Annotated in this window: 19 protein-coding genes; 1 reads left to right on the forward strand and 18 read right to left on the reverse strand. The window is 61.3% G+C overall.

What is annotated here, in order from left to right:
- On the reverse strand, positions 1-213 hold a 213-nt coding region (locus BV908_RS15560; protein ID WP_030093369.1), incomplete at its 3' end, for a DUF4158 domain-containing protein.
- Positions 214-394: 181 nt separating this feature from the next.
- On the reverse strand, positions 395-1,042 hold the full coding sequence (locus BV908_RS15565; protein ID WP_020307796.1) for a substrate-binding domain-containing protein: 648 nt from the start codon (positions 1,040-1,042) through the stop codon (positions 395-397).
- Between the two features lie 106 nt (positions 1,043-1,148).
- On the opposite strand from BV908_RS15565, the gene BV908_RS15570 reads away from it, so the two are divergent.
- Positions 1,149-1,442 (forward strand): helix-turn-helix transcriptional regulator, encoded by a 294-nt coding sequence (locus tag BV908_RS15570; protein ID WP_003050003.1) that lies wholly within the window; start codon positions 1,149-1,151, stop codon positions 1,440-1,442.
- An 18-nt stretch (positions 1,443-1,460) separates the two neighbouring features.
- Here the strand turns inward: BV908_RS15570 and BV908_RS15575 are convergent, their stop codons facing one another.
- From BV908_RS15575 to BV908_RS15650, 16 genes are all read right to left on the reverse strand, one after another.
- On the reverse strand, positions 1,461-2,351 hold the full coding sequence (locus BV908_RS15575; RefSeq protein ID WP_003050005.1) for a LysR family transcriptional regulator: 891 nt from the start codon (positions 2,349-2,351) through the stop codon (positions 1,461-1,463).
- A gap of 187 nt (positions 2,352-2,538) precedes the next feature.
- The gene (locus BV908_RS15580; protein WP_020307800.1) at positions 2,539-4,056 is read right to left on the reverse strand and encodes a thymidine phosphorylase family protein; all 1,518 of its coding nucleotides are present in this window, start codon (positions 4,054-4,056) and stop codon (positions 2,539-2,541) included.
- Entirely contained in the window at positions 4,053-5,411 is a 1,359-nt protein-coding gene (locus BV908_RS15585) for an MBL fold metallo-hydrolase (RefSeq protein WP_020307801.1), read from the reverse strand. The genes BV908_RS15580 and BV908_RS15585 overlap by 4 nt, the downstream gene beginning before the upstream one ends.
- An 83-nt stretch (positions 5,412-5,494) precedes the next feature.
- The gene (locus BV908_RS15590; RefSeq protein WP_044396459.1) at positions 5,495-7,825 is read right to left on the reverse strand and encodes a xylulose 5-phosphate 3-epimerase; all 2,331 of its coding nucleotides are present in this window, start codon (positions 7,823-7,825) and stop codon (positions 5,495-5,497) included.
- A 38-nt stretch (positions 7,826-7,863) separates the two neighbouring features.
- The gene (locus tag BV908_RS15595) at positions 7,864-8,760 is read right to left on the reverse strand and encodes a ribose-phosphate pyrophosphokinase (protein WP_003050021.1); all 897 of its coding nucleotides are present in this window, start codon (positions 8,758-8,760) and stop codon (positions 7,864-7,866) included.
- Positions 8,761-8,963: 203 nt separating this feature from the next.
- Complete coding sequence (locus tag BV908_RS15600) at positions 8,964-10,037, reverse strand: lipid A deacylase LpxR family protein (protein WP_018715726.1); 1,074 nt, start codon at positions 10,035-10,037, stop codon at positions 8,964-8,966.
- A complete protein-coding gene (locus BV908_RS15605; RefSeq protein WP_018715727.1) occupies positions 10,034-10,528 on the reverse strand; it encodes a universal stress protein in 495 nt (164 codons plus the stop codon). Before BV908_RS15605 ends, BV908_RS15600 begins: the two co-directional genes overlap by 4 nt.
- A gap of 87 nt (positions 10,529-10,615) precedes the next feature.
- Positions 10,616-12,367 carry an alpha/beta fold hydrolase gene (locus BV908_RS15610; protein ID WP_020307805.1) on the reverse strand — a complete coding sequence of 584 codons (1,752 nt, stop codon included), beginning with the start codon at positions 12,365-12,367 and terminating at the stop codon, positions 10,616-10,618.
- Between the two features lie 143 nt (positions 12,368-12,510).
- Positions 12,511-13,716: a sodium/glutamate symporter gene (gene gltS / locus BV908_RS15615; RefSeq protein ID WP_103738594.1), complete on the reverse strand. Its 1,206-nt coding sequence runs from the start codon at positions 13,714-13,716 to the stop codon at positions 12,511-12,513.
- Complete coding sequence (locus BV908_RS15620; RefSeq protein ID WP_003296531.1) at positions 13,713-14,954, reverse strand: acetate/propionate family kinase; 1,242 nt, start codon at positions 14,952-14,954, stop codon at positions 13,713-13,715. The genes gltS and BV908_RS15620 overlap by 4 nt, the downstream gene beginning before the upstream one ends.
- Before the next feature lie 76 nt (positions 14,955-15,030).
- On the reverse strand, positions 15,031-15,783 hold the full coding sequence (locus BV908_RS15625) for an SDR family NAD(P)-dependent oxidoreductase (protein WP_103738595.1): 753 nt from the start codon (positions 15,781-15,783) through the stop codon (positions 15,031-15,033).
- Between the two features lie 43 nt (positions 15,784-15,826).
- Positions 15,827-17,251, reverse strand: a complete 1,425-nt coding sequence (locus BV908_RS15630; RefSeq protein WP_103738596.1) for a bifunctional enoyl-CoA hydratase/phosphate acetyltransferase — start codon at positions 17,249-17,251, stop codon at positions 15,827-15,829.
- Entirely contained in the window at positions 17,248-19,449 is a 2,202-nt protein-coding gene (locus BV908_RS15635) for a TerB family tellurite resistance protein (RefSeq protein ID WP_246867525.1), read from the reverse strand. Before BV908_RS15635 ends, BV908_RS15630 begins: the two co-directional genes overlap by 4 nt.
- Before the next feature lie 160 nt (positions 19,450-19,609).
- On the reverse strand, positions 19,610-20,356 hold the full coding sequence (phbB, locus tag BV908_RS15640; RefSeq protein ID WP_103738597.1) for an acetoacetyl-CoA reductase: 747 nt from the start codon (positions 20,354-20,356) through the stop codon (positions 19,610-19,612).
- Positions 20,346-20,807: a phasin family protein gene (locus BV908_RS15645; protein WP_003296526.1), complete on the reverse strand. Its 462-nt coding sequence runs from the start codon at positions 20,805-20,807 to the stop codon at positions 20,346-20,348. Before BV908_RS15645 ends, phbB begins: the two co-directional genes overlap by 11 nt.
- Positions 20,808-20,854: 47 nt before the next feature.
- Entirely contained in the window at positions 20,855-21,985 is a 1,131-nt protein-coding gene (locus tag BV908_RS15650) for an ABC transporter permease (protein ID WP_103738598.1), read from the reverse strand.
- Between the last annotated feature and the right edge of the window lies 1 nt (position 21,986).

Genomic DNA, 21,986 nt, shown 5'->3' on the forward strand with positions numbered 1-21,986 from the left:
TACTGGAATTACCCGAAAGGCACCGAGCAAACGCCCACTCATGCGCAGGAAACCAATATGGAGCGCCAGACCAAGCTTGTGGGAATCACCTCGGCGTGCATTGATTGCGTCGCGCTCGGCACCATCGAAGGTGAAAAATGCCTTCATCTCGAAGTCGCTGATATCGCGGGGGAGCCCACGCATCCCCAAAAACGTTGTGTGCCAACCCTGCATCGTGAACCTCAAAAGTGGGAGGCCACCATACCCGTTTACAAAGCGAACAGGAAAGTCAATGAAATCAACGGTCTACCCAGACCACCCCCGCGCCAGTGCTAGCTTTGCGTACCGTCACTTATTGCACTGAAAACGAGGAGACCCCGAACTGAAGACGCAGAACGAGGACATTGGCACTCGACTAGGTTGGAGCATTCTTGGCGACCTGCAGTGCTCTGCGCTCGAACCGCTCTGAAACAACGTCGGCTTGTCCGCAGGGCCGCTGCAGGTGGGTCACGATCTCGTAGGGTCCGTCAGACAGCGGCCGTGTGTGAATGCCCCATCCCTGCGCATGCTCAATGCGCGATTGCGCGGATACCCCGACGCCGTAGCCGGCAGCGACCCATAGCGCGATCATCTCGAAGGAAGAGACACGCTGAATGTTCTGTTGACTCACCGCGGGAAGAGAAGGCAGCCGCTGATCCAGCAAAGGGCAATTCTCTGCAGGCCAGCGAAAGACGGAGTAGTCCAACAGTTCGGCGATCGTGAGCTTCGCCTGGTCAAGTAAGGGAAAGCGCAACGGCATGGCGACGGCCATGTTCTCGGTCCATAGAGGTTGGCTTTTCAGCGACGGATCGCTCGATCCTTCAAGCGTCATGCCCGCGTCGTAGCGGCCTTCCCGAAGTCCCGCAATCAAATCATCGGCTGTGACCTCATGAAACGAAATGGTGACTTCCGGCTCTTCCGCACGCTGCAACGCAAGCAATGCCGAAAGATGCGATGACGGTACGCCAGGCGCTATGGCAAGCCTGAAATTGGAAAAGGAAAACTGGCTGGTGGCGTCGTGCATGAGAGCCCCCACAAAGCGATCGGATCAAAAAGGCGAGCCACCATGATAGCCAAAAGAGATATCTTTAACGTGGTTAAATTCGGTCGATTGATCGACGCTTCTGGTGATGCAGAAGCGCAGCGTTCAACCGGGCCGCCCCCCTGGCACAACCACCTATGAAGCCGAGCCGGCACTGGCCTTCGGCCAAGCGGTGCGTGCTGCCCGCTTGGCGCAGGGAGTCGCTCAGGATGAATTCGCGTCCATGGCTGGTATAGCTCGCTCGCATATGGGCAAGATCGAGCGTGGGGAGCACATGCCCACGCTCGCATTGATACTGAAAATCTCCGCTGCCCTCAGCATAAGTGCGGCAGAGCTGATGAGTGCAACGGAACGCAATCTTCGTGCCGATGCCCAATCTTAAGTGGTGCGGTCCGTTGCGTCAGTCGCTCGAAGGGTCCCGGAGGCGGTCGATAAATCGCACCAGCGAAGCCGATGAGTTGCTGCTTTCGAGTCGAAGCAGGTAGGTGGTGATCACGGCTGTATCCAGCGCCAATGGACGGATCACCACGTCCGGTCGCTGGCTGACCGGAATCTTGGTCGCCGTCATGAAGCCCACGCCGTAGCCGGCACCGACCAAGGTGAGCATCATGTCCAGCGAGGAAACCTCCTCAACGACATTCAGTTTGTGTTCCTGGGTCTGCAGGAGGCGCGCCAACTCGCGGCAGTAGCCTTCGCACACCTGGGGATCGCACAGGACAAGAGGATGCCCCCGGAGTTCATGGAGTGGAACCTCCTTGTGGACGAGCAGTGCGTGCCGGGCTGGCAAGGCGACCACCAGCGGGTCCTGCCAGATAGGTTCGGCGACGATGCCATCACCGACGTCGGCGGTATGAGCGAATCCGATGCAGAAGTCGCCCGAGCGCAGGCCGCGCAACTGCTCGGCCAAAGGCACTTCGGACATCCGTATCTCGATCTCGGGTTCTTCGGCACGGCAACGGGCTAGAAACGCCGACAGCCGGGGATCGAGCGCGCCGTCGGATACGGCGATGCGCAGGCTGCCTCGCAAGCCCGCCGCGACAGCCTTGACGTTCTCGCGGGCCTGCTCCAGGACGGTGAATAGCCGGCGAGTGTCCTGCAGGAACACGGCACCCGCAGCGGTCAGTCGGGTGCCCCGGCGGTCCCGGTCGAAGAGCACAGCGCCTAACTCGTCCTCAAGCTCCTTGATGGCGCGGGACAGAGGAGGTTGCTCAATGTGAAGACGCTCAGCCGCCCGTGTGAAATGAAGTTCTTCGGCCAAAACGATAAAGCAACGCAGGTGCCGCAGTTCCATGAGCAATGTTCCTATTCAGGCGCTGACGACCTCCTTCTGTTTGCTCCACGCGATGCAGGTTGAAAACTTCTTTTAAGCGATGTTTTTTCATATGTTCTTGAGCATGAGATGTAGGCGTTCAACTTTTCCAAACGAGAGGCCGGGCTGTGTTTGACCGAGCATTCAAGAGCCCTGTTTATCCACGGCGCTAAGGTTCAATCTTTACAATGTCCCCAATGCCTTGTACGTATGCGAGTGCATAGGCCATCTCTCCAGAGGTTTGCGCATGCAAAAACATCAATGGTTGTCCGCGTGTTATCTCGTCACCTAAGCGCACCTGCAATTGAATCCCTGCGGCTGGACTCTCAGGCGCACCGGCCAATTTGGCTAAACGAGAAAGCTTACGGTTGTCGATGTGTACTGCTCGGCCTGAAGTGGTTGCCAAAAGCGGTTCGACATAGAGAGCTTGGGGCGGCTCACGAAATCCCCCCTGAGCCGCGCAGATTCTCTGAAATTTTTCCCACGCGCGGCCACTGCTGATCGTCTCATGAGCCAACCGAAGTCCCTCCCCTTCTTTGGCGACGCCGCCAAGCTCAAGCACCGCGCCCGCCACCAACGCCACGCGGTCACATAGGTCTTGCGGCGCATCCGCCTCGTTGCGCAATACGGCCAACACGTCGCGCGCCTCCAACGCCGGGCCGATACCTCTGCCGACAGGCTGATTCCCGTCTGTAAACAGGCAACGCAATACAAGGCCAAATGACGCGGCGACTTCCGAAAGGTGATGCGCAAGATGCTCGGCAGTTTCCCGGCTGCGGACTTTTGCGGTTGGCCCAACCGGAATATCGATCACGATGTGGGTCGCCCCTGCTGCAATCTTCTTGGATAACACCGAGGCAATCAGTTGTCCTTGCGTGTCGATATCCAGTTCACGCTCAATACGCACGAAGATGTCGTCCGCGGGGCTGAGGTGCATCGCGCCGCCCCACGCCACGCATCCACCCTCTTTCTCCACGACCTTTCTGAGCGTATCCAGGTCCAGGTCTACAGGAGCCAGCGTTTCCATGGTGTCCGCGGTGCCAGCGGGAGAGGTGATGGCGCGTGATGAGGTCTTGGGCATCACCAATCCATTGGCTGCGGCGATGGCAACCACCAACGGCGTGGTGCGATTTCCCGGTAATCCGCCCACGCAATGCTTGTCCACAACAATCGGAGCCTGCCATTGCAGGTGATCCCCGACATCGACCATCGCACGGGTGAGATGGATGGTCTCTTGCATATCCAGAGGCAGTACCGCCGTTGCGGTCAGGAAGGCCGAAAGTGCGACATCGGTATAGCGACCATCGACCACATCACGGACGATCGCCTGCAACTCCGTCGTTTGCAGTCGGTGGCCGTGAATTCGCGCACGCACGGCCGACAACGATTCGAGCAGCGGAGGATGCCGAACCTGCACAAGATCGCCCTCATGAATGTCCAGGGCATCCCAGGCGGCCTCGGACAGAGCGATCTGTCCGGTTTTGAGCAGATCGCTGTCGATTTGGTACAGTAGCGCTTGCACAGTGCGGTCGCCGGCAATGATCAGTACCTGTGACCGCGGTGCCAGCCCTTCGGCACGGCAGACATGGCAATCGGTACGCATCAAGACGACGGGTTGATGCTGGGCATGCAGTCGCATGCGCAATGCTTGCAAGGCGGGTGTCTGGGGCGTGATGCGGGCACTCACAGGGCGAACTCCTGGTTTTGCATGGGCACCGATGCGTGCCAATTGAGTTCGCGCTGGATACGTTCGCGCAGCGCCTCAGAGGCATCAGATTCACCGTGAACAATGAACACTCTTTCCGGCGCCTTGGTAAAGCCGCGCAGCCATCGCATCAGCTCATCGCTGTCGGCATGAGCCGACAACATCGCAAGCTCGGCGACCTCTGCCTTGATCGGCATCCAGCGTCCATGGATCTTGACTTCGCGAGCGCCCTCAAGCAGCTTGCGCCCGCGCGTACCTGCTGCTTGGAATCCAGAGAACAGCAGCGTGTTCTGATGGCTACCGCCAAACGCTTCTATGTGATGCAGCACGCGGCCGCCGGTGGCCATGCCGCTGGCGGAAATAATCACCTTGGGGTATCGATTCGCCGATAGCGCCTTGGACTCTTCAACGTCGCGCACGTATGTGACTTCTGAGAATGCCGTCTCGAAATCGTGTTGAGCGAGCTTGTGGTCGTCGGCATGGCGGTGCAGCAGCGCAGTTGCGCTGGTGGCCATGGGACTGTCCAGATAGACGGGCACGTTGCGGAGCCGACCGCGCTGTCGCAACAGCCATAGGTCATAGATCAACGACTGCGCGCGTCCTACGGCAAAAGCGGGAATCACTACGGTGCCTCCGCGGCGAGTCGTACGCTCGATGATGTCGCCTAGCGCTTCGACGGCATCGGAACGGTCATGATGACGATTGCCATAGGTGGACTCGATGATGATGTAGTCCGCTTCCGTGACGGGTTCAGGATCAGGCATGACCGCATCGTCATAGCGGCCCAGGTCGCCGGAGAACACCAAACGCTTGCCGCCGATGTCGATCTGCGCCGTCGCCGCTCCAAGAATGTGGCCGGCCCTGCGTAGAACCAGGCGTGCACCGCCCGGCAATACCGTCTCCTGATGCAGTGGCACGGGCTTGAACTGCAAGAGCGTGCGTTCGGCATCTCGGACCCGATACAGGGCAAGGGCTGGCTTGTGCTTGGAAAATCCCTTCCGGTTGGCGAACTCGGCATCCTTCTCCTGCAACCAAGCACTGTCGAGCAGGATGAGTTCGGCGACGTCCCGTGTGGCTGGCGTCGAGAAAATCTTCCCGCGGAACCCGTTCAGCACCAATCGGGGGAGATATCCACAATGATCCAGGTGCGCGTGCGTCAGTACAACCGCATCGATGTCCTTGGACTCAACGACAAGATGCTGCCAGTTCAGCTCGCGCAGGTTCTTCAGTCCTTGGAAAAGTCCGCAGTCGATCAGGATGCGGGTACTGCCATATGTGATCAGGTGTTTGGAGCCGGTGACGGTACCGGCACCGCCCAGGCTGGTCAGTGAGAGCATGAAGTTGTCTCCTCGCTTGTTGGTGGGTTGTGAAATCAGGAGCTGGCGCGGTCACTGCGGACCGTGTCAGAACCACTTGAAATTCACGCGTCGGTCGCGGCAGCAGCAGCCTGCGAACTGTTCCAGCCGGTCACTTGCGCAGCGGCATAGATGGCATCCACCCAGGTGCATCGATTGGCGATCAGCATTCCAGCCACATCGAGGGTGCCGCCGTGGTTGATGTAGCCCAAAGCCCGCGTCTTCGAAGGGCCGCTGTCAATGCGGCGAAGCACGCCCAGCATCGGCTCAGGGCGGGTATGGCTTATCAACACGCGCGGCAGGTGAGGCGGGAAGAGCGCTTGCAGGGATTCGTCACCGAGCACGAAGGCGGCCTCAAGTTCGTCTCGCGGAATGCGTAGACGGCCGGGCTCGACCACCACGGTGATGCACGACGCAAGCCCATGGTGCTCCAGGCGGGCATGGGCTTTGAGCGCTTCCTCCAACTGGTAGGCGCCAATCGCTACGAATTGCAGTTGTGCGGTGGACGGATCGCCGGCTACATGGGCTGCTCCATGCTCGATCAGCGATTGAGCCGCGGCGGCACTGAAGTGATTCGGCGTGTCGCGCTTGGAGACCACCACACAAGCCACTTGGCCGCGGCTGGCGTAGACCGCTCGCAACGCGGCGCACGCCGTGTTTTCATCCACCGGGAACAACACGCGTGCGGTGTCCGACATCTCCCCCAGCAATGCTTCGCCAATGGTCGGGTCCTGGTGTGACTGCTCGTTCTTGCTGTTCTCCCAGGTGTGGGATGTGACGATCAGCGGGACGGAGATCCAGCCTGGCGGCTGGCCCAGCTCCTTCTGCCGACGCGCGAAGATGATCTCCTGGCGCATCAATCCAAGCATCTTGACCGCGAATGCCTCGTAGCTGACGATCAGGTTCAGCCCCCCTTTGTTGGCGAGGGCGGCGGCCGCAACGGCTTCTTCATTGAGTGCGGTGACCACCGAGCCATCCGTCGATTCCGGGACGCCGGGTTCGGGCACGTTGACGCGGTGCTTGAGCAGCGCTAGCGTGGTCCCCATCTTGTTGCTGGCCAGTTCATCGGGATTGCCGATCCGGATGCGCAACTGTGGATTTGCCTGCACTAGCTCCACGAACCAACGGTCCAGTGCGGACATGGCGCTGCCCGATACCTCAGTTGGCGCCCAGGCCGGCATCGGCAGATGAGGGCTCGCTGGATGGCGTAGGGCCATGGGGTGCTCGCTTTCGCGCGAGCGCTGGCTCTGGCCGTGATTCGCAAGGACGGTGAGCGCGTTTTCCAGTTCGCTCTCGGGCACGAACAGCGCCGCAGCCCCTGCGTTGAAGGCCTCGCGTGCCTGCGCATCCTCGCGCGGATTGCCGTTCAGCGGCAGGTTGTGGGCGGCATTGGTCGCCGCGCCCGGGAAGCCAAAACCTTTCTCCGTCTCGGCGATCACGTAGGGCAGCTTGACCGGATAGCGCCGATCCGAGCGTGCGGCGAAGGCGCTCAGCGTGTCTTCGGCTTCAACAATGGCCCATGCGATCGCCATCGGATCACGTCCATCAACGATGACGGGATCGAAGCCGTTGTGGCGCAGATCTTCGGCCAGCCAGGTAGCGCCACCTTCCTGCACGATCTGGGTGCGCTGCTCGATGCGCCGTCCGTTGAGAATCATGACCGGGATGGCGAAGCCGCAGTCCTCGGCGCGCCACCAGCGCGGCGCCCAGTCCGAGCCACGTTGTTCCTCGAAAGCGCCATCACTGAGGAATGCCACCAGGCTTTCTCCCGGCAACGGCGTGTGCACATACTGCAGCCCGGCGAACCCCAGATAGCCGCCTTCGGAGATCGCGCCGGCCGTGTTCGGCCCGGCATGGCTACCCAGCGGTACCGCGGGCCGACCCTGCTTATCGATGGCATAGGAGTAGAAGTCCGCGATCAGGAGCGACAGGCCCGCCTCGCTGCGGTCGTAGCGTCCACGCTGGGCGGCGGATACATCGCCGGTCAGTGCGTTCACCGCCTCGATCGCGGCCACGCAGTGCCCCTGCCCCATGAGCCAGCCGCGTGTCGTCCCGGTCAGCGCGTTGGCCAACAGATAACCCACGAAGGCTGGCACCATGTTGAGCGAGCCGCCGGTGTGGCCTTCGGGCGTTTGTTTGAAATCATCGGAGCCCAGTGGGCAGCCGCTTCGGTCGATGCGCCGGGCATAGGTCATATGCGCCACTACGCTCATGGCCGTGCAGGCCACCCGGTCGGCTGCAGCCAGCAGCGCATGGGCCGAGGCTTCGTCTGCTATACGCCTTTGCGCGACCAGACGTTGCACTAGGGCCTGCATACGTTCGATGGTTTCAGACCTGTGCGCGATGGGCCCGTAACCAGCACGCCAATCGGTTGCGAGGTTAGCTTGAGAGGACATTTCAGGTCTCCTTGAAAATAGTTGGATCGATAAAAAGATCAGCCTCGCGGATCGGTTTTCCCGCTAGAGAGAGCGTCGGCAATCAGCGAAGCGAGACCAATCCGGTTGCTCGGATGCGGTACTGCGTCGGTGGACGTAATTCGGGCAAACAACGGTGTCAATTGGGCCCAGGCATCCTCGGCGAACAGGGCATGCACCACTACGCACTCCGGCTTGCGCATTCCTTGCTCGGCGAGCTTGCGCGCCGCGACGGCGAGCGTGCGGCCTGATGATGCGATGTCGTCCACAAGCACCGGCGTTCTGCCGCGCCAGATCGACAGGTCGGGAACATCGATGTCCACGCTGCGATCGCCATGGCGTGTCTTGCGAAGCACAGCGTGCGGTACGCCGATGCGGGACGCGATGGCGCCGGCCCACTGCTCGCTTTCCTCGTCGGGGCCCACGATCAAAGGTTCTTCGACATGATTCGCGATCCAGTCGGCCAGCAGTGGTGCGGCATGCAAGGTGATGGTGGGGATCGTGTAGACCGCTGATAGTGTCGGATAGCGGTGCAGATGCGGATCCACCGTGAGCAGCTTGTCGAAGGTCGATGAGACCAGACGTGCGAAGGACCGCGACGTCACGCTTTCTCCGTCATGGAATCGCTTGTCCTGGCGCATGTAGGCCAGATACGGTGCGATCAGGTTCACCTCTTGCGCGCCAAGTTCGCGCGCCGCGTCAGCGGCAAAAGCCAGAAGCAGGAACTGCGGATCAGGATGGGCCAGCGTGCAAATCACATCCACGATCCGATCGGCAGGTTCGCCATGCAACCGGACATAGCTCTCGCCATCGGGGAATCGGCGCGTTTCGATGCGGCCGGCTTCGCTGCCGCATGCCTGCGCGATGCCGCGGGCCAGATCTTCATTGCCGGGTAGGGCCAGGGTGAGTCGTTGCATCCATTTATCTCCTTATTTGTTGTCCTTGGTCTCTTATCGAGCGCGGGTGCCTTATCGTTCAGCTCGCTGTGTTCACCTTGCCAACTGGCTAATGACGACGGCATTGGCAGTACTGCGTCGACGTGGTAGCTCCACAAGCAACCAGGCTCTTGTCATGAACAGCAACAGAGTGGCTTGCATGGCGTTCAAGGAATCGATCTGCATCAGAATCGCCGTCCTACGGTGATCGTTCCGTAGACCGGGATTTCCTTTTGTCCACGAAATTCGCGGGTGCGGTGGTAGCGGGCTATCGCGATGCGCCAGTTGCCCTGAGTCATCGCGATGCCATAGCCCACATCGGCCACGAATGGCCGTTTATCAACACTATGACTGGACTTGAACGTATTGCCGTCCAACGTGATGTCGTGCAAAACCCAGCGACCGTCGAGTGCCACGAACAGGTGCCCGTTCCAGTTGCTGCCAGCGGTCTTACGCACGGGCGAGGTGTTTTCTCCAGCCGGGCGCAGCGGTGCGGTGCCTAAGTCGTCCGGCAGGCGTAGGCCATAGCGCAGTTCTCCGCCGACATTCGCGTAGGTGGCGAAATTGCCCAAGCTGCCGCCCCAGTGGCGGGTCAGATCCCAACCCCAACCGCTGACGTTTTCTTGCCTGATGACTCGTGTTCGGCGTTCGTGGAGCAACTGCAGCACGGGTTCGTCGCGCAGTTGATGTCTCCAGCCATTGAATCTGTCCACTCCGACGGTGTCATGCCACCAGTTCTGGACTTGCCTGGCCTGGGAGGAGGGCCCCACCACCCCCACGCGGAGTTGCGAAGTGCGCAGCGTATCGCCCCGCCTCGCGTTATAGCCAAGGCTCAACATCAAGGCGCCCGCGAAAGGACGATCATCCTTGATGAGATCGCTGCGCGTTTTGTCGTTCGGGGTGTACATCATCTGCCCGAAGCCGATGGTCATGTTCTGTTCGTCGAAGCCTTGGGGTTGGAGCATCGTGAGAAAGCGATTCAGCCCACGGACGAGACGCGGTAGACAAGGGTCATCGCTATAGTCCACGAGGTTGGGGGAAACCCAACTGGCGAGAAACCCGTTGGAGTACCCTTGGTCTTGTCCAATGCCGCCGAACATGTCGTTGTCGATCCGCAGATTGAGCGTTCCCGTTGAGCGCAGCGGGTTGTCCTGGTGGCAGGACTGGGCCTGTGCGGAGGCGCTCAGCAATAGCAGCAGCAAGGGGGCTGCGACTTTCAGCCTCCATTCAGTTTGGTCGGTGGACTGAACCTTCGTCACGCTGGCGTGCCACCCTGCCCAGGGGTTGCAGTCGCAATGACCGATTGGGGCTGGCGCACCAGCATCACCGGAACTGGTGCGATGCGAGCGAGCTGCTCTGCATCGCTTCCCATGAGCAGCCTGTCCACGCCCCGGCGTCCGTGAGTACCCAACACCACCAACTCGCATTGAGTGGTCAGTGCCTGCTGAGCGATGAGCACCGAGACGCGCTCGCCCTTGCTTTCCAGAAGGACGGTCTCAACCGCCAGGCCTTCCTGCCTCAGCCGCAGCGCCGCCTCGTCCAGCAGCTTCTGCCCGGCCGCCAGGAAGCCCGGCCTCACTTCTTCAATATAGATCCTCGGCCTCTCGAAGCCGTTGCTGTGCTTCATCTCCTCGATGACGTGCAGCAAGACGATGGTTGCGCCATTCAGGCGTGCCAGCACCGCAGCGTGGTGGAGCGCCAAATCGGCAGTAGGACTTCCGTCGAGCGGAACCAGGATTCTTGAGTACATGAATGTCTCCAGTTATCAGAGTAGAACGGGATGACGAACAGATATTGCGTATACCGTGTCGCAATAGCGGACGCGGGATACGCTTATTCAGTTGCGTACATATTCCCCTGGGGCGTCGCAAACAGTGGGGTATCCACTGGATTCAGCACCTATGAGCGGAGGCGCAACAACATCACCGGAACGCTCTCGCAGCCACGCCGACCATGCGGGCCACCAGGAATCCGGATGCGTCTGCATCGTCGCTTGCCACTCATCCGGCGCCATGTATCCATCACCGGCCGCGCGGGTATGGATTTGATATTGGCGGTTACCTCGGCCGGGCTCGCTCACGATGCCGCCGTTGTGTCCTCCAGTGGTCAGCACGAAAGTCAGCTCGGCCGAAGACAGGAGATGCAGCTTGTAAACCGAGCGCCAAGGCGCAATATGATCCGAGGCAGTGCCGACGCAAAACACCGGTACAGCGATGTCTCCCACTGAAACGGGGCGACCCGTGACGGGATAACGCCCCGCGCTGAGATCGTTATTCAGGTAAAGGCGTCGGAGATACTGCGAATGCATCTTCGCGGGGAGGCGAGTCCCATCGGCATTCCAAGCCATCAGGTCGGTCATTGCCCGGCGATCGCCCAATAGGTATTCGTCAATCATGCGAGACCATATGAGATCGTAGGAACGCAGTAGCTGAAAAGCTCCGCTCATCTGGTCGGAGGTCAAATAACCGGTTTGAGCCATGCTGGCTTCCAACAGCGCCACTTGACTCTCGTTGATGAAAAGACTCAGCTCGCCCGGTTCGCTGAAGTCCGTCTGTGCGGCAAGCAGGCTTACCGACACCAGCCGCGTATCGCCATCACGCGCCATGGCTGAAGCACCAATGGCCAGTAGCGTTCCGCCCAGGCAATAACCAGCCGCGTGGACTCCATGCCCGGGGACGACGGAAGTCACAGCGTCCAGCGCTGCATGCAGGCCGAACTCCAGGTACTCATCCATGCCCAAATCTCGATCCTCAGCATCCGGATTTCTCCAGGAGATGCAAAAAACCGTATGCCCTTGCGCAACCAGATACCGTATCAGCGAGTTATGCGGTGACAGATCCAGTACGTAGTACTTCATGATCCAGGCAGGAATGATCAGGATCGGTTCGGGATGGACTTTCTCGGTAGTGGGCGTGTACTGAATCAGTTCGATCAGTCGATTTCTCAGAACGACTTTTCCTTCCGTGACCGCTACGTCGCGCCCAACGACGAAGTTCTCCGTTCCCGCGGGAGGCTGGCCGGATAGTTGCCGACGCAAGTCGTCGAGAAAGTTGGACGTCCCCCGCGCTAGATTGGCGCCTTGCTCTGCGATGGTTCTTTTCAGGACAACGGGGTTGAAAACCGCAGCGTTGGCGGGCGAAAGCATTTCCAGCCACTGTTTGGCGCCAAACGCCAGCAGGCGTTGGTGTTTCGGATCCACTCCCCACACCCCCTGCGTGGCCTGCTCCCACCATTTGGTCTGATTGACGAATGAACTGCGGAAAAGGTCGTAGGGCCATTGATCCCATGCAGGATCGTTGAAGCGGCGGTCATTGACAGGTGACCGGTCAGGAGCGGTGGCTCCCCGGTCCGGGTTGGCCGGATTCTTCTTCAATACGGCCATCCATTGCTCGGACAGGGAGGCTGCAAACGCCAAAAGCTCGGCTTGCTTGCCAGGACTGTTTGCTAAATGGCTCGCCCAGTCCACCCACGCGAGCAACGATGTCTCCGGCGAAATAGACGACCAAGCCTGTGCCCAAGCGACATGGGCATCCCCATCCAACTTCGGATTGATGGCTGAGTCGATATTGCCGTTCTTTTTATTCGTCAAAGCGTATTACCTCTATTTCTGCACAAGTAGAAAGAGCCCCTTGCTTGAAAACGGGAGTCGATTGCGATTTCCTGGGCGACGACGCCTCGCCAGCGCGTCAGCGATGTATCCATCTGCCAGCTCGCTCCGCTGTTTCGCTTCGCCTAACCGGCCATCAGGCTGATTACCAGTGCGTTCGCAATATCGATGACGAACCCACATACCAAGGGCACCACAATGAACGCCTCGCGTGCCGCACCATGCTCCCGAGTCACCGCCGTCATGTTGGCGATGGCAGTGGCGGTAGATCCCAGCGCAATACCGCCGAAACCCGCGCACACCACGGCGGCTTGGTAATCCTTGCCCATTGCCCGAAAAACAATCAGCAAAACGAATGCGATGACCAAGGCAATCTGCACCAGCATCGCCGCCGTGATGAAGGCGAGCACGGGCTGCAGTTCCCAGAGCCTGAGTCCCATCAGCGCCATGGTCAGAAACAGGCCCAATGACATGTCGGAAACCAGGGCGATGCCTGGCTGCATGCTCGGCCAGTTCCATAAACGTCCGCGCCCACTTGGCCTCATCCAGTCGGCCGCCATGCGCAGGAGAATTCCGGCCAGCAGGCAGCCCACAAAGGCGGGCAGCGTGACGGCGGTACGCGCGACCAAGGCATTGATTCCGTATCCCAACATCAAGGCGAAGTTGAGCCAGAGCAATGCCAGCAGCAGGCCGTAGTAGTCCAGGCGGGCATGCTGCTCATCCCTGTGCAGCGTGCCAATTTCCAGGGCGCTGTCCCCAGAGGCTTGAAGCCGATGCCTACGCATGAGCAAGCTTGCGACTGGGCCCCCGATGGTGCAGGCCGCGATCAGGCCGATCATGTTCGCTGCCAATCCCAGTTCCTGCGCTTGCGCAATGCCGAGGTTGTGAACGAAGTGATCGGACCAGGCCAAGGTGGTGCCCACGCCTCCTGTCAGGGAAATCGATCCCACCATCAGCCCGGTGCGCGGATCCAGGCCGAAGGCGCGTGCCATCTCCATCCCGGCCAGGTTCTGCAGCACCATGAACCCGATGGCCAGCCCCGACAGGATCAGCAAGGGCCGTCCACCATGGCGCAGTGTGCGGGCGTCGGTACTCAGGCCAATAGCGGCAAAGAAGTACAGCAGAAGCGCGTCGCGCGCTTCCAGATCGAAACTGACAACGATCCCCATCCCGTAGTACAGGAGGAAGACAACCAAGGCGCAGGCCAGGCCGCCCACCAGGGATTCCGGGATGCTGTATCGACGCAAGATGCCCGAACGCGCTACCAAGCCCTTGCCAACGAACAACAGCAGAATGGCGAGCGTGAATCCATGGAAGGCATCGATCTTCATCGCACCTTCTCCCTGTCCAGGCCGGACAGCGCATGGTTGGCGGCGATCCACTCTTCATTGGTGGGTTCGATCGCCACGAGGACCTGGCTGTGGTCGGTGGAAATCGTCGCTGCGTGGCTGGCGTTGGCGTCGGTATCCAGGGCAATGCCAAGAAAACCCAGTGCCGCACAGATGCGCTCGCGAATGAAGGCGTTGTGTTCACCGACACCCGCCGTGAACACCAGCATGTCCAGGCCGCCCAGAACAGCAATCAAGGCCCCGATCTCGCGCACGATGCGGCGCACGTAGAGGGCCAGCGCCAAGCGCGCTCGCTCACCCGTTTCGCCTGCATCGTTCTCGTGCCGGACAATGACGCGCGGCTCGGCCGAGATGCCCGAAACGCCGAGCAGACCGGACTCGTGATAGAGGACGCGCCCCACTTGCTCCAGTGAGAGCTTCTCGATTTCCATCAGGTAGAGCACCGCGCCCGGATCGAGCGCGCCGGTGCGGGTGCCCATCATCAGGCCGTCAAGCGCGGAGAAACCCATGGTGGTGGCCATGCTTTTGAGCCCTTGCATGGCGCACAGGCTGGCGCCGCTGCCCAGGTGGGCGACGACGGTGCGTCCCCGTGCAGCGTCGCCATGGCGCTCGGGCAAGGCCACCGCCATGTACTCATACGACAGGCCGTGAAACCCGTACCGGCGCAGACCGCGCTCCCATGCGGCATAGGGCAACGGCAGGATCTGCTCGACCTGGGGCAAAGTGTGGTGGAAGGCCGTGTCGAAGCAGGCCATCTGTGGCAGATCGGGCTGCTCCCGCAGCAGGATCTCCACGGCTTCGAGTGCGAATGGCTGGTGTAGCGGGGCCAGAGGAATGTAGCCCTTGAGGTCGGCCAGGACATTCTCGTCCACGCACACTGGCATGAAATATTTGCTGCCGCCGTGGACGATCCGATGGGCGACCGCACCGATCCGGCGACCGTCGAGCCGCTGACTGACACGATCACGGATGAGGCGCAGCGCGGCAGGATAGGGATGTGCCGTGTCCAGTTTGATCGGGAACGGCGCAACCCCGGTCTCTCCGAAATCCGGATCGGCACCGCCGATCCCCTGCACCTTGCCATTCCACAATGCCTGGCGAGGCAGTGGCGTGGCCGAGGGATCGAACACCGCAAACTTGATGCTGGATGAACCGCAGTTCAGTACAAGGATCAGTCCGTGCCCGGGGCGTCCGGAGCGGGCCGTGGTCGCATCCATCATGTCGTCCTCTTTTTGCCCGGCCCCGGTGACGTCGCCACGGTGTGCGGGTATGCCTGCACTCTCATCGTCGTCAGATTCAGCGTGCCGTGTAGCCGCCGTCCGCGATGAGCTGGGTGCCCGCAAAGAAGCTGCTTCCTTCCGATAGCAAAAACGCCACGGCATGGGCGATTTCGTCCGGGGTCCCCAGACGGCCGATCGGATGCAGGCCAACGGCCTCCTGAAGGGCCGATTCGTCCAGGAAATCCAAGATGGGCGTACGCACGTAACCGGGATGGATCGAGTTGATCCGGATTCCCTGGGACGCATAGGCCAGCGCTGCCGACCGGGTCAGCCCGGTCACAGCGTGCTTGGCTGCGACGTACGCGGGGTTCGCTGCATCGCCGACCACTCCCAGGATCGAAGAGACGTTGACGATGGCACCACCTCCTGAACGAAGGATCGCGGGAATCTGATGGCGCAGGCCATAGAACACGCCGTTCAGGTTGATATCGATTACCCGGCTCCAGGCGGCAGGGTCCAATTCCCCCACTGGGCTCTGGTCGCCACTGATACCGGCGTTGTTGACCGCAAAATGAAGGCCGCCGAACGTATCGACTGCGCAGGCCACAGCAGCCTCAACGTCATCGATGCGTGCCACGTCGGCCACATTGGCCACGGCTTGGCCGCCATCGGCGCTGATGAGCTTGGCGACGCGCTTCGCATTGTCGGCGCTGACATCCGAGACGACGACACTCAAGCCGTTGCTCGCAAGAAGTCGCGCGATGGCCTCGCCAATGCCGGATCCTGCACCGGTGACCAGGGCTGCGCGGCCAGAAAATGAGTACTGCATGGTGTTTTCTCCAAAGGGGTGGTTAAGTTGCTAACAAGTCCGCTCAAGGGGGTGACAGCCGATAGTGGTGGGCGAGCATCAGTGCAATCGCGCATGAGGCGATGCGCGTATCACGCGAGTCGGCACGGCTGGTCAGAATGACCGGCACCTTGGCTCCAAGGACGATCCCAGCGCTGGCTGCGCCGCCCAGGAAGATCAACTGCTTGGCAAGCATGTTGCCGCTCTCCAGGTCAGGCACGACGAGGATGTCAGCCTGCCCGGCGACCTCGGAGACGATCCCCTTGGTGCGCGCAGCGGCGATGGAGACGGCGTTGTCGAAGGCCAGCGGCCCGTCGAGCAGGCCGCCAGTGATCTGGCCGCGATCGGCCATCTTGCACAGCGCCGCAGCGTCCAGCGTGGCCGTCATCGTCGGGCTGACCGTCTCGACTGCGGCCAGGATTGCGACCTTGGGTTCGCGCACGCCGATCACCTGCGCCAGCTCGATGGCGTTGCGGATGATGTCTGCCTTCTGTTCCAGAGTCGGGGCGATATTGATCGCTGCATCGGTGACGATGAACGGGCGCGGATAGGCCGGTGTCTGCAACAGGAAGCAATGGCTGACCCGGCGCTTGGTGCGCAACCCCGCTGCTGCCGAAACCAGCGCGGACATCAGTTCGTCGGTGTGCAGACTCCCTTTCATCAGGGCTTCGACTTCGCCATTGGCCGCCAAGGCTACGGCTTGCTGCGCGGCGGCGTGGCTGTGGGGTGTGTCCACAATGGTGACGTCGGCCAGATCCAGCCCGGCCTCTGTGGCGACTGCTTCCAGCCGCGCCCGTGATCCGACCAGCACCGGTTCGATCAACCCCGCGTGGCGTGCTTCGAGCGCAGCGGACAGACTGGGGGCATCGCAGGGATGGGCGACGGCCACCCGAATCGGTTGCAAGTGCGCGACGTGCGCCAGCAGGCGTTGCAGGCCTGTGTGGCCCTGCGCATCCGGGTGGATTTCCGGCAACGCGGTGCGCGTTCGTTCAATGCGCTCAGTGGGCGCCGCGACCTCTACCTGGCCTTGGAAAACCGCCGCATCCTCCTGGTTGGTGCAGGCGCAGGCCAGCGTGATACGCCGAGTGGCGGTGTCCTTGCTGGTCACCTGCACTCGCACGGTCAGCCTGTCGCCGGGCCGAATCGCCCCGAGGAAGCGCAGGTTCTGGCTGACATGCAGGGTTCCGGGTCCCGGCAGGCGTGTTCCCAGCACAGCCGAGATCAGGACGTTTGCACAAATGGCCTCGGTGGTGTCCCGCGAGGGCGAAGACACCGAAGATTCCGGATCCACATCATCGCCCGATTGCAGCGCGAACATCTGGATGTCTTGCGGCGAAAACGCGCGTTCGAGGCTGGCGCTGTCGCCAATGGCGATCTCGTCGAAGGTGCGGTTGCGCAAAACCTGCAATGCGTCGGCGGCGCCATCGACCGGTGCGGAGGACGTCGTCATTTGTCTTTCCCTCGCCGTGTTTGACTTGTGCGCGGCGCGGCTGGCGTCTTCGACGCCGTTTTCTTCTGAGGCGCCTGCGCCTGGTGGTCCGCCTGCTCGAACAGGGCGGCAACCTGCTCCAGCCTGGCTTGCTCCTGTGCGGACAGCACATCGCTGCTGCCGACCACCTGTACGATCATCTCCGCTACCTGGCGGATCTCATCAGGCGCTATGTCGTTCAGCAATCCGGGGATGGCGGACACCACGGCGTCCTGGTCGAGCCGCATCAGCAAAGCCTGCCGACGCACGAGGTGGCGAAAGGCCTGCATGTCGAAGTCGCTGCCCAGGCGGGGACGCACCAGTTGCTCTGCGTGCCGGAAGTGCCGCTCGTCGGCCTCGCCACGCGCCGCGAGCACGAAGAACAGTGCCCGTATGACGGCTTCGGCGAGCCCGCCGCTGTGAATATCCGCTTCGAGCCGTGTCAACTCTTGCGCCAGATACTGGCGATGCTCGGGCGTCTCGCTGGGACGGGGTCGCGGCGGTGCATCGTCGTGCAGGCTCTGTCCAGTCATGGCCTGCACCAGCGGCAGGCTGTACAGCGTGTCAAACGCCTGTGCGTAGATCTGGTCGCGGCAATCACGGAATTGATCCAGCATCTGTTCGACGGCGGTGGAAAACTGCGCCTGCAGTTGCAGGAAAGGGTTGGCCTCGGAGACGGGCTGACGATGGTCGCGCACGTGTTGCGCAGCCTCATGTACTGCGGCGGCGAGCGGATGCCTGTCAGACCACAATTCATAGCCCATGCGCAGCGGATGCAGCGGCTCCAGCCACTTCGCCCCCTGATCCGTGACCAGGGCACGCATCCATGGCTGCACGAAGCTGCGGTAGCAAGCCAGGTTGACCTCGGAGATCCGCGCAACGGCGGCGAACCGGCGATCGTTCTCAGGGTCGGGACGGACGATCTCACGGACTTCATCGATGCTGCTGCGGCGAATCCGCGTCAGGAAGACGTCACTGGTTGGGTCTCCTTCCTGCACTGGGTCGGGATGCTCATCGATTTGCATGTGGTGAATGCCTGCCGGCAGCACGTCGATGATGTCGATGTTCTCAGCGAACTCCTGGTGCTCTTTACGCCCGACGCTGCCGGAGACGAAGATTCCCAGATGTCCGATGCTGTCATGGGTAGCGTAGACGATGGTCTGGTCATGTCCCAGCACGTCCAGGTCGTTGCGGTACAGGTCGGTGATCCAGCCCAGGGCCTGGGGCGGTGGCGTGATGTTGTCCCCATAGGAGCAGAACACCAGGATCGGCGAGCGAATATTGCGCAGGTCGATGCGCACGCCATCAGACGTCACCAGCTGCGCCGTACTCAGTTTGTTGCCGATGAACAGGTTATCGACGATGTACTGTATTTCCACATCGTTCAGGAAGACGTGGCCGCCCCAGTACTTTTCGAACTGCAAGTAGCGCGGGCCTTCCGTGTCGACATTGGCGTACAGGTTGTACTGTTTGGTCCAAAGCGTATTGGCCGGGTCCAGGTTTTCGAAGTTCTGAACCAGCCAGGCACCATCGAACCGACCAGCTCCTAGGTCGCTGGTCAATGCCGTCAACCAGCTACCGCCGGTCAGACCGCCCGCGTAGCGCATCGGCATGTCGCCCGCCCAGTACGACAGCGGCGCACCGGCCACGATGATCGGTCCGAACAGTTCGGGCCAGACGGCGGCTGCCATCAGGATCTGCCAGCCTGCCTGGCAATTGCCGATGACCGCAGGCTTGCCGCGGCTGTCGGGGTGCAGCTCGCCGACCTTGCGCACGAAGGCCGCTTCGGCGCGCATGACGTCTTCGACGGTCTGGCCGGGAACGGGATCGGGCAGAAAGCCTACGAAGTAGCAGGGATGGCCAGCCTTGAGGGCCGCGCCGACCTCGCTATCGGGTTTGAAGCCGCCGATGCCTGGGCCGTGGCCCGCGCGTGGATCGACCACCACGAACGGTCGCTTGTGGGGATCGCTCGGCGTGTCGGCTGGCGGCAGGATGCGTACGAGGCCATAGTTGACCGGCTGCGGAAGGTCCAGCCCGGACATGATGACCTCAGAGGCGAAGTCGAGTACGTTCGGCGTCTGCTCCTGCAAATGCTCCTGGTACTGGTTGCCGCGTTGGCGGCGAACGTCGGCATACAGAATGGACCGCTGCCAGGCATCCACTGCATACTCGTTTGCCATCGCCGATAGTCGCAACGGGTCCCACAGCAACTGCCCCCAAGCGGCCGTTGGTGATGTCGTGGTGTCTCGATTCATGGCGATGGGCACTCCGTCTATGATGAAACTGAAAAATTGAATGAAAAGGGGCCGCAGGCACATCGTCTTGCCGGCCCTTCCTCACTCAGTACATGTGCTGGCCACCATTCATCGACACGTTGCTGCCGGTCATGAACCCCGCAGATTCACTGACGATGAATGCAACCAGTGCAGCGATTTCCTCAGGCCGTCCCAGACGACCCACGGGAATACCGGCAATCACCTGCTTGACCACTTCCTCCGACATGCTCGTCACCATCTTCGTATCCAGATACCCCGGCGAGACGGTGTTGACCGTCACGCCCTTGCGCGCCACCTCCTGCGCGAGGGCTTTGGTGAATCCATGCATCCCGGCTTTTGCGGCGGAGTAGTTGGTCTGGCCGAACTGCCCCTTGGAGCCGTTGATCGAGGAGATGTTGACGATCCTGCCCCAGCCGCGTTCGAGCATGCCGTCGATGAATGGCCGGGTGACGTTGAAAACGGAGTCGAGATTGACCCGCAGGACCGCATCCCAATCGGCGTAGCTCAGCTTGCGGAACGTAGCATCACGCGTGATGCCCGCGTTGTTGACCAGAATGTCGATGTGGTGACCGTCTGCTTGAATGAGGCCGGCCAGCTCCTGGCAGGAGGCATGGTCGGCCACATCCGCGCCGTAGGCGATGAAGTTGTAACCTTCACCCGCCTGGGCTTCCAACCACGCGCCGATGCTGGCATTGCCTGGCGAGTGGACGACGATCACGGTATGGCCAGCATCGTGTAAGGCCCGGGCGATGGCCTCGCCCAGGCCACCGTTGCCGCCCGTGACCAGGGCGGTGCGTTGTTCAGCCGGCATTGCGGCCACCGGTCTTGCCCGGTGCCTCCTTGTCCTGTGCCGAGGCCCACACGGCTCCCCACTGTTTGAAAATATCCTGGAACGGGAGTACCGCATCGCCCTGGCCTACGGCCTGCGTAACCGATTTCTGCCAGTCTTGAATGGCTTTTTGCAGGCCTTGGGTGAAGGTGGTCTGGTTCTTGATCGCGACTTGTGTCAGCGCCTGCGCGCCGCCCACGTGGTGCTGAAACTGACGCCAGAAGGTTTGTGCGGGCAGCGTGGCCAGTTCCTGCCAGTTCTCCGCCTTAAGCAGGCTTTCGATTTCCGCGCCGGACTCGGCAATGCCGTCTTTGCCCGCGCGCGCGGCGTTCTCCAGCCATTGCTGGCCGTTTTCCTGCATCAGGCGTTGGAGGCGCAGCTGCAGTTCCAGGTTCGCCTTGAACAGGTTGGGAGGGATGGTTTCATTGCTCATGGTCAAACTCCTTACTGGGTTGAGTGCCCACTCGTGCGGTCAAACGATCAGGCCATCTGGCCGATCGTTTTGCGAAAGCGTGCCAGCGACAGGAAAAACAGCACCGCGCCGATCAAGGCCAGCGCCAGGAAGGGCTGCCATACCGTCTCCAGGCCCGCGCCCCGGTAAAGGATGGCCTGACTCAGTTCCACGAAATGGGTGGTGGGCGCGATCAGCATGATGTTCTGCACGATCTCGGGCATGCTTTCGCGCGGCGTGATGCCCCCCGAGAGCATCTGCAGCGGCATGATGGTGAGCATCATCAACATGCCGAACTGCGGCATGTTGCGCGCCAGGGTGGCGATGAAGATGCCCATCGACGTGGTGGCGAACAGGCTGAGCGCCGCGCCGGCGAAGAACAGCGCAATGGAGCCATCGATGGGCACGCCCAGGACGCCGCGCACCATGAGATTGAGGGATAGGAAGGCGGCGACCAGCACGATCAGGCCCATCGACCAGACCTTGGAGAGCATGATCTGGGCGGGAGTCACGGGCATCACCAGCAGGTGTTCGATGGTGCCGTGCTCGCGCTCGCGGATCAGCGCCGCGCCTGTCAGAATGATGGACAGCAGTGTGATGTTGTTGATGATCTCCACCACCGAGCCGAACCAGGCCTTGTCTAGCGATGGATTGAAACGCGCACGCAATGCGAGATCCACAGGCAGTGGCTCAGCCCCGCGATAGCGCTTGACGAACTCATTGACCTCGCCGATGGCGATCTGCTGAATGTAGCCGCTGCCCGTGAATGCCTGGCTCATGCGGGTAGCGTCAACGTTGAGCTGCAACGCAGGCGAGCGCCGGGCCAGCACGTCGCGCTGGAAGTTGGGCGGAATGACCAGGGCAAAGGTGTACTGCCCGGCATCCATGCCCGGATCTACGCTTCCATAGTCGATCATGGCCGGTGGCGTGAACTGCGGCGGGTAGAACGCCGAGGCAATCCGTTGGGAAAGCGCCGAATTGTCTTCATCGACGATGGCGATGGGCGCGTTGTGCAGCGTCTCCGGCATGGACGTGGCCGAGGTATAGACCGACGCGGTGAACACGTAGACGATGAGCACGATCATCATCGGATCGCGCCAAAGACTCCATAGCTCCTTGACACCGAGCTGGTAGATGTTGGCCAGGTTTCGTCTGCGCATC

Origin of the sequence: Diaphorobacter sp. LR2014-1 (genome assembly GCF_002916785.1) — a bacterium.
Lineage (GTDB): Bacteria > Pseudomonadota > Gammaproteobacteria > Burkholderiales > Burkholderiaceae_C > Diaphorobacter > Diaphorobacter nitroreducens.